At 56.8% G+C, this 8231-nt stretch carries 10 protein-coding genes and 1 pseudogene; 5 read left to right on the forward strand and 6 right to left on the reverse strand.

The window, feature by feature from the left end; all coding sequences use genetic code 11:
- From ACE04F_RS03280 to ACE04F_RS03295, 4 genes and pseudogenes are all read left to right on the forward strand, one after another.
- Positions 1–447 (forward strand): c-type cytochrome (locus tag ACE04F_RS03280; RefSeq protein ID WP_486104829.1); only part of this gene is annotated, 447 nt, incomplete at its 5' end.
- Positions 448–474: 27 nt separating this feature from the next.
- Positions 475–591, forward strand: a pseudogene (locus ACE04F_RS03285) (DUF2946 family protein); the annotation flags it as partial.
- 119 nt (positions 592–710) lie between these two features.
- Complete coding sequence (locus ACE04F_RS03290) at positions 711–935, forward strand: ester cyclase (protein WP_486104831.1); 225 nt, start codon at positions 711–713, stop codon at positions 933–935.
- A 143-nt stretch (positions 936–1078) separates the two neighbouring features.
- Positions 1079–1261 carry a hypothetical protein gene (locus ACE04F_RS03295; protein ID WP_486104833.1) on the forward strand — a complete coding sequence of 61 codons (183 nt, stop codon included), beginning with the start codon at positions 1079–1081 and terminating at the stop codon, positions 1259–1261.
- A gap of 76 nt (positions 1262–1337) precedes the next feature.
- Here the strand turns inward: ACE04F_RS03295 and ACE04F_RS03300 are convergent, their stop codons facing one another.
- The 4 genes from ACE04F_RS03300 to ACE04F_RS03315 form a co-directional block, all read right to left on the reverse strand.
- The gene (locus ACE04F_RS03300) at positions 1338–2924 is read right to left on the reverse strand and encodes a GMC family oxidoreductase (protein WP_486104835.1); all 1587 of its coding nucleotides are present in this window, start codon (positions 2922–2924) and stop codon (positions 1338–1340) included.
- 68 nt (positions 2925–2992) lie between these two features.
- A complete protein-coding gene (locus tag ACE04F_RS03305; RefSeq protein ID WP_486104837.1) occupies positions 2993–3877 on the reverse strand; it encodes a sugar phosphate isomerase/epimerase family protein in 885 nt (294 codons plus the stop codon).
- 15 nt (positions 3878–3892) lie between these two features.
- Positions 3893–4915, reverse strand: coding sequence for a glycoside hydrolase family 3 N-terminal domain-containing protein (locus tag ACE04F_RS03310; protein ID WP_486104839.1), 1023 nt, complete (start codon positions 4913–4915; stop codon positions 3893–3895).
- 2 nt (positions 4916–4917) lie between these two features.
- Positions 4918–5952, reverse strand: a complete 1035-nt coding sequence (locus ACE04F_RS03315) for a glycoside hydrolase family 3 N-terminal domain-containing protein (protein ID WP_486104841.1) — start codon at positions 5950–5952, stop codon at positions 4918–4920.
- Between the two features lie 670 nt (positions 5953–6622).
- On the opposite strand from ACE04F_RS03315, the gene ACE04F_RS03320 reads away from it, so the two are divergent.
- Positions 6623–7489, forward strand: coding sequence for an XRE family transcriptional regulator (locus ACE04F_RS03320; RefSeq protein WP_486104843.1), 867 nt, complete (start codon positions 6623–6625; stop codon positions 7487–7489).
- A 28-nt stretch (positions 7490–7517) separates the two neighbouring features.
- Here the strand turns inward: ACE04F_RS03320 and ACE04F_RS03325 are convergent, their stop codons facing one another.
- Together ACE04F_RS03325 and ACE04F_RS03330 are read right to left on the reverse strand one after the other, a co-directional pair.
- A complete protein-coding gene (locus ACE04F_RS03325) occupies positions 7518–7748 on the reverse strand; it encodes a twin-arginine translocase TatA/TatE family subunit (protein ID WP_486104988.1) in 231 nt (76 codons plus the stop codon).
- Positions 7749–7797: 49 nt separating this feature from the next.
- Positions 7798–8231, reverse strand: a 434-nt coding sequence (locus ACE04F_RS03330; protein ID WP_486104845.1) for a thiamine pyrophosphate-dependent enzyme, incomplete at its 5' end; no start/stop codon positions are given.

An 8231-nucleotide genomic window follows, 5' to 3' on the forward strand; every position in this document is an offset into this window, starting at 1 on the left:
CCCGGGCGCGCAACGGTGGCGGACGGGGAAAAGGTCTACATGAACAGTTGCGTCAGCTGTCATGGGGTGAAACTCGAGGGCGGCGTCGGTCCTGCGTTGGCGGGCGGCGAAGGAACCCTGACTACTGACAAACCGCTCAAGACAGTCGGCAGCTATTGGCCCTATGCAACGACGCTTTTCGACTACATCCGCAGAGCCATGCCCTTCCAGGCGCCACAGTCATTGTCCAACGAACAAGTCTATGCGGTGACCGGCTACATCCTGCACATGAACAAGCTGCTGGACGCCAACGCGACCGTGGATGCATCGACCTTGGCGGATGTAAAGATGCCGAATCGAGACGGTTTTTATACCGACGACAGACCGGACAGCCAGGCGGTTGCCTGTATGTCGAACTGTTTAAAGCTCACTGACGGATCAAAAAATGTAAAATCCGATCGCCGATAAACCGTTCCTTCTCAACGAGCTTTGCTGATGAAGCTGGCCAGCCGCGAAAAATCGATGATTGCCTGGGTGCTGTACTTCAGCATCCTGTTCGGTTCGTTGCTGTGCGCGATGGGCCATGGACAGATGGCTGGCTTGAGATTGAGTGCGGGATCGACCAAGACATTGCCATTGGCCTCGACCAACATCAGGTAACCACTCTTGCCCAACTTGATGGCTTTGACCAATTCAGCGCAAGACCATTAGGGTTGCACGGCTATCGAAGCATGCTGGAAGCGGATTATCGGGCTATCTCCGACTTACGCTTCGCCATTGAATTGCTGGTGATCGACCCACCTAAGTTGGCGGCTCGCCTGGTCTTTAATTGCACGCCGGCTGGGGAATTCCTGGGCCTTGCTGTAAATGGGACACCCATCTCCTTCGCCGAAAATGTCTTCTACATCGAGGACGGCAGGATCCGCGAGGTCTGGTCGGTCATCGATAAGCAGTGATCGAAGCTCAGCTCCGATCAGCGTAGCGGATGCCTCCACTCCGACGGGCACGCTCCAACAATGGCATGCAGATTGCTCCCACCCCAAAAGAGGCACTGGTCCGCCTCTACTTGAGCAGAAACGACTCACAAGGGGTACATGCCATGCACAGCGTGTTTTATGCGACAGGCCAGCTAACCAGACTCCGCTTGAAGCCTTTTGACTCTGAAGCCAAGCCCATTGAAACGACGCCTTCATCTGGACTCAACGCAAAAATGTTCAGCGGGATTTTGCTGTTGGCGTTAAGTGCTTGTTGCACGTTGTGGTTGATCGGCAGCTACGCATGAACCAAAAAGGCGCGGCCATGACAGGTTTGCACGTGTCACGGCCGCGTCTTGATAGAGTGTCCTATTGAATATCGAGTTATTGGCCGTTCCTGATCATGTCGGCCGCTCTTTCGCCAATCATGATGCACACCGAATTAGGGTTCCCTGAGATCAATGTGGGCATGATTGACGCATCCGCAACCCGCAGCCCTTCGATGCCATGCACCTTAAGATCTGGAGCGACAACGGATTGTTCATCCACCCCCATGCGGCAGGTCCCGGAAGGATGCAGCGCTGCATGGGCCTCTTCGCGGCAGAATGTCTTCATCGCTTCCCGAGACCTCACAGCCTCGTCCGGAACATGACGCCTTGCAAGGTAGGGTTTGAAAGCGGCTTGGGACATGATCTCTTCACCCACCAGGCAACCATCAACCAGGCTCTCAATGTCATAAGGGTCAGAGAAGTAGTTGGGTACGATGCGTGGGGGCGCCAGCGGATCCGCTGAAAACAGTTCGACATACCCTCTGGACCTGGGACGGATCTGGCCCAGGTTCAAGGTGCAACCATTGCCCCCTGGAACAGAATCCACCCCCTCTTCGATACCCGCGCCGACGACCATGAAGTATTGGATGTCTGGGTTGATTGCCGCTTTGTCTGCCCACCAGAAAGCGCCGCCTTCAATCAGGTTGGAGGCCGCCGGGCCTTGCCTGAACAGGGCATACTGCAAGCCCGCCATCATTTTCCAACGCCACTTTTTGTACTTGTCGTAGCTGTGGGGGCCTGTCAGTTCATAGACGAGCGACACTTCGATATGGTCCTGAAGGTTCTGACCCACGCCGGGCAAATCCTTCACGATTTTGATGCCATGTTTGCCAAGCTGCGCGGCAGGACCGATACCTGACAACATCAATAATCGGGGCGAGTTGATGGCGCCCGCCGATAACACGATCTCTTTTTCGGCGTGCAGGGTGCGGCGCTCGCCATTCTCGATGTATTCAACGCCAATGGCTTTGTTACCTTGGGTCAGAATCCGGATGACGCGACAACCGGTCTTCACCTGCAGGTTTTTGCGTGACTTGGCAGGTGCCAGATAGGCCACTGCCGCACTGCTTCGAAAACCGTTCTTGGCGGTAATTTGATAAAGCCCGCAACCCTCGGGTTCTCCGGAGTTGAAATCCTCGTTGTACGGCAGCCCGTATTGCTGGCAAGCGCGCAGCCACACTTTGGTCAGCGGGTGAATGTTGATGGGGTCGGAAACACCCAGTGGTCCGCCGACACCATGGACGTCGTTACAGAAGCGTTCGTTATCCTCGGCTTTTTTGAAATACGGCAATACGTCTTCATAAGCCCACCCTGCGGCCCCCTGCTCGGCCCAGCCGTCGTAATCGGCAGGGACGCCGCGTATGTAAATCATCGCGTTGACCGAACTCCCGCCTCCCAACACGCTGGCCTGGACCATGGTCGGTTTTTCGACACGGCGTTGCTCTTCGGTTGGCTCCCACGCGTACCGCTTGAGCAGCGGACCTTGCGCGGTTTTGTAGTAGGCCCCGGGAATATGAATGTAGGGGTTGCGGTCGCGTGGCCCTTCTTCGAAAAGAACCACGGACGCACAGGCATCTTCACTGAGTCGCGATGCCACCGTGCAGCCTGTCGAACCACCTCCGATTACGATGAAATCCACCATGACGACTTAAGACCTTTTAGAGGGTGCACATTGAAAAGGAGAAGTTTTGGATTCGAATGAGCAGCGCATTACAGCCCAACGAGTCGGGTCAAAAGCGTCTTCAAATCTTTCGCGACCTCATAACTGTTTTGCTGCTGCTGTTTTTTGCAGAACAGCTCACAGCTCCACCATCCTTCGTAACCGGTAGCCCTCACTGCGGACGTCCACTCAAGCAGATTCAATATGCCGCTGCCCGTCGGCACATCCCGCAGTATCTCTTCGTTGGGGATACTCCCTTCGAACGGCAGCGAGTCGCATACATGCACGCCATAAATGAGGTCTTTGTTCAAACGCGCGATATCTTGCGGCTTAACGCCGGAGGTAAAGCAATGCCAGTAATCGATCACCATTTTGACGTTGTCGCGTTCGGTGAGATCAATCAGCCGCAGTTGATGGTCCAGCGTATTCAGTGGCGTCCAGGACAACGCTTCGAGATAAAGAAGCACGCCATACTGCTTGGCCAGATCAGCCAGCACTGCAAGATTCTTGGCAGTCAACGCAAATTGTTCGGCCTCGCCCAAACCCAACAGGCCGCTGTAGTGAGCGCTCCTGCCGTGCTGCTGGTAATCGATCACCGCCTGGACATTGATAGGCCCGGTGAGTATTTGAACGCCTTTGGCGCCGACCCAGTTGGCCAACTGGAAAAGCCGTTCCGCTTCCTTCAACAGATCATCTCGCTCGGCCCCCTGGCGTTCGATATCCCTCAGGTAACCGATCCCTGTGACGGGCACATCCCTGAGCAACGCTTTGAGCTCCAGCTCGGAATAACCAGTCGCTAAATACGCTTCCAGTTTGCCGCCATAGATCTCCAATGCATCGAAACCAACCGTTGTCGCAATGTCGATATCCATCGCCAACGTCGAGTGTTTTGCGACTGTGGAATGCAAGACCAAGATATTTTTCTGGGTATTCATGGAGAGCTCCAGGAGTCACGAACTAAAACCTGCCAGGCGATTGGCCAATGCCGAGACGGCCAGCGCAGCGGCATCCAGGCGTTCCTGCGCCAAGGTGCCCGCAGCTACGGCCTCTACAATCGCGCAAACGATCTGCGGAATCTCGGGCACCGCCTTCGCGGAAAGCAACAACAGATCCGCCCCGGCATTCAGCGCCGCCACCGTCACCTCGCCGAGGGATGAGTTGCCGATCGTGGAGCGATGGTCAAGATCGATGGTCATGACCAACCCCTTGAACCCCAGCTCATGTCGCAGCAGACCGATCAACTCAGGCGACACAGAGGCCGCAGCGGGTGGTTCGCAGGCCGTGAAAATGGCCGGCCCCATCATTACCGCGTCCGCGCCTGCGCTCACCCCGGTTTGAAACGCAGGCCAGTAGCCGCGCAGCTGGTCCAGCGACTCGATCACCACCGCCTCCTCGATCGACGGTTGGCGCAGCAACACGGGATGCCCGGGGAAGTGCTTCAGTGTGCTGGCCATCCCGGCACGCCGCACACCGCGCACATAGGCACCCACCATGGCCGCGGCCCGGTCCACGTCATCGGAGAGCGTCCGCCCCTGAAGCCATACATTGGTGCCACCCAGCACGTCGGCGGTCGGCGAAAGCAGCAAATTCACACCGGCCTTTCGGACTGCCGTTGCAACTTGGAAACACGCCTCTTCAAGCTCAGCCACATCCATGGCCCTGGCCCGTTCGGGTTCGGGAAGCGCAGGCGAGATGCCCTGTAGACGGTGGACGGCAGAGATATCAGCATCTGCCGCCAACAGTAGCGGCCCGCTCAACTCAATTGCCGCAGCGGTAAACCCCTGCCACTTTTCCAGCGTCTCCGAGGCCAGGCGGCTCGCGCTCATTTTGCCGCTGACATATTCCTGCGCGGTCTCGCCAAACAGCAGGCTGCGCCCGCCGCTGCCCAGGAATCTGCGCACATCGTCATTCATTTCCAGATCGAGCAGGACCGGAAACAGCACGCTGTAGGCCTTGCTTTCAATTGAGCTCATGGTCAACCCCACTTTGAGTTGCATGGGTCGTTATTGGCCGCAGCCAATTCACGCACCTTCCAGGCCGCGTGGAGCAGAATCTGGCGGTCGAGCACTCCATCGTGGACAGCCGCCACTATGGCTTCAGCAATGGCATCAAGGCCCGATTCACTGGACACGAGTAACAGGTGCGCGCCGGCCGTCAGCGAAGCGACAGCGGTGTCCGTGATCGAGTTGCCCCTGAGGATGGACACCGCATCCAGGTCATCTGAAATGATCAAGCCATCGAATCCGAGGGTGTCACGCAAAACCCCGATGACCTTGGATGAGGTCGATGCGCAATGATCAGGGTCTATCGCCGGAAAAACGGCAGGCCCTGGCATCACCGCTAGCACACCGGTGACGATGACATCCTTAAATACATCAAGGTTGTCTTGAAGCAATTCCGGTGGCCCGGGCACGGTGGCTTCAGCAATTGCCGGATCAGCCTCGGTGACGTAGTGACCGGGAAAGTGCTTGGCGGTAGCGATGACGCCCGCGCGCTGCACCCCGCGGATAAAGGCGCAGGACACCCGGCTCACTTCAACGGGGTCGGCGCCCAGATGTCGGTTGTGCAGCCAAGGATTGGCGCCGGTGACGACATCGACGATCGGCGCCAGGAACAGATTAACGCCCAGGCCGCGCGCCACGCGGGCCATCTCAAAGCAGCGCTGCTCGATGTCCTGTGTGCCCAGACCCTTGAGCTGTTCCCTGGACGCGACTGCCGGGACCAATTGGTGGAGGCGTTCGATACCGCCGAGTTCCTGATCCACTGCGATCAGCACCGGCGCACCGGCCAATGACGTCGCATCTCGAGCGATGTTGACAAAATCAGCCTGGGACTCGGTGCTCTTTCGCGCCGGACTCATGTCCCGGCCGACATATTCTTCCCGGGTTTCCCCCAGCAAAATAGACACGCCACCTCGGCTCAGATAACGCCGAACATTGTCGTTTAGGCTCAAATCGCCGAACGCAGGAAGCAGTACCGAATATGCAGCTCTATGCAGTTCGCTGGACATCGTTTTTCCTCAACACCGTTATTCTGAGCACAAAGCCCAACTTCATTGACGCGTGGCGCAGTGCCACGCATGAAACCGATCAAAGTCGAGCACGCTCGATACAGCTCGAAGACTCCGATGGTTGGTACTCATCGGGCATTGCCGGGGACCAGCAATGGCAAATGCACCGAGGCGAGTATCGATGGCGAGGGTTTGTTTCTCCATTTCGCACTACAGCGAAACCTGACGCAGACCGAAGCAACTCACAAACTGTTCGCTGGAAAAGTGTCAATTTGGCGAAGATCATTAGCGTCTCGCGCAAACTTTCGACCCCGGTGTTACTCGTAAGAAATCAATGTGTTACTGCCTGGGGCCGAGAGTAACTTGGGCGTTTCCCGGCCAGTTAGCCAAGGTCTGCAGAAGCGACGTGTTTTCAGGAGCGACGATGACTGTCGAGCAAGCCCTGGTACCGCTTACAATCTGACCCAATTAGCAATGCTTGATACTTGTAACTGAACGCCCATGTAACGGCATGAAACCTGCTTGAGCCTTTCAAAAGATATTCAAGTGATTGGGTTTAAGCAGGTTATTTCAGGGTTATCCCATAACCACTGATAACCGCTATAACCACCACCTCATCCGAACTGACCAGATCGAGACCACGATGCCCAGCCGAGGAGACACGCCTTCCATGTCTTTAACTGCCGCCACCTCGCACCCCGAGCGCCAGCAGGTTCGTAGCGACTTACAGGCAAACGTGCAAAAAAATCTCAGCACATTGGTGGAGTCCTGCCGGTCGGTCGCGGACATGTGTCGCAAGGTCGATGTCAATCGCCAGCAGTTCAACAAGTACCTGGTGGGTCAGCACGTACCTTCCCAAAAGATTCTTCAGAAGATCGGCCGTTACTTCATGATGGAAGCCGAAGATCTTTTCCGGCCACCTGCGGAGTTCAAGAAACTCTACGAGGGGTATGAAAACGAAATACCGACGGCCTTGCGTGCCTCGGCGCAATTCAATCATTTCCTGCCATTGGCAAAACAATCCGCCGACTTGCTTGAAGACTATCTGGGCGTCTATTACCGCTACCACAACTCTTCGATCTACAAGGGAAGAATCCTGCGTTCAGTCACGTGCCTGTATCGCGCCGACTCCATGGTCCAGTACGTCACGGTAGAACGCTTCCCCTTGCTCGATGGCAGCGGAAAGATCGGCTACTCGTTCACGTATCACGGTTTTTGTCTGCTTCTCGGCGACCGTCTGTTCCTGGTGGACTTCGAAGGCAAGCAGCGTAACGAGATGACGTTTTCCATTCTGACGCCGCAGCATCGCCGACCGATCCGGTTCCTCTTCGGCCTGGTCACCGGGGTGGCGTCATCCTCATTCCGCCAACCCTTCTCCACTCGCATGGCACTGGGGCTCGTGGACAAAGGCAAGATCCGCAAGCACCACTTGCGCAATGCAACTGTCGTGCTGCCCAGCGATCAGTCGCTGCCGCTGGAAGTGCGCGAATACATGACCGGTGACAACGCGACTATCGTGTGGGGCGGCCAGGACTGAGGCGGCGAGACAACCGCCTCGTCAATAGTCAGACCTGACGACGCTGCCCGTCGAGGGTCCTGCGCGCATCCGTAGCATCAGCCTGATGCGGGGCTGCTGGCGCGGGCTCGCCACCTTTCTCATCGTCATTCATGGCTTTGCGAAACCCCTTGATTGATTCGCCAACGTCAGCCCCCAGGTTTTTCAGTTTTTTAGTGCCGAAGACCAGTACAACCACCACCAAAATGACGATCCAGTGCTTCCAGTCCAAAATACCCATCGCGTGATCCCTCTTCAGAAGTTTTGATGTGAGGCCGTCCTGCAACAGATCAGCCATGGTTCCCGCATACGTCGTTATTCGCACGAGAATCCCGTGCAATCATCACCTCAACCAACGATGGCCCCTTGCTATTTAGCGCCCTGGTAAACGTCGAATCGAGTTGCGAGGCGTGCTCCACCCGCCAGGCATCAAGGCCAAAATTCCTGGCAATACCGGCGAAGTCGGGCGAATAAGGTTTGCCATCCGGCAGGTTGAACTCACCGGTACGGTGCTGCTCTAGCGCAGGGGTTTGCACGTCGCTCACTGACACCCCGCCGCTGTTGTTGAACACCAGGAATACCACAGGAATGCTGTGCATCACGCACACGGCCATTTCCTGCATCGACTGCAAGAAATCGCCACCGCCCACGGCGCACACCACCTGGAGCGCCGGCATGGCGAGCTTCGCACCAATCGCCGCGGGCACCGCCCAACCCTGTGCGC

The sequence above is a fragment of the Pseudomonas sp. AGC41 genome, from assembly GCF_057334555.1.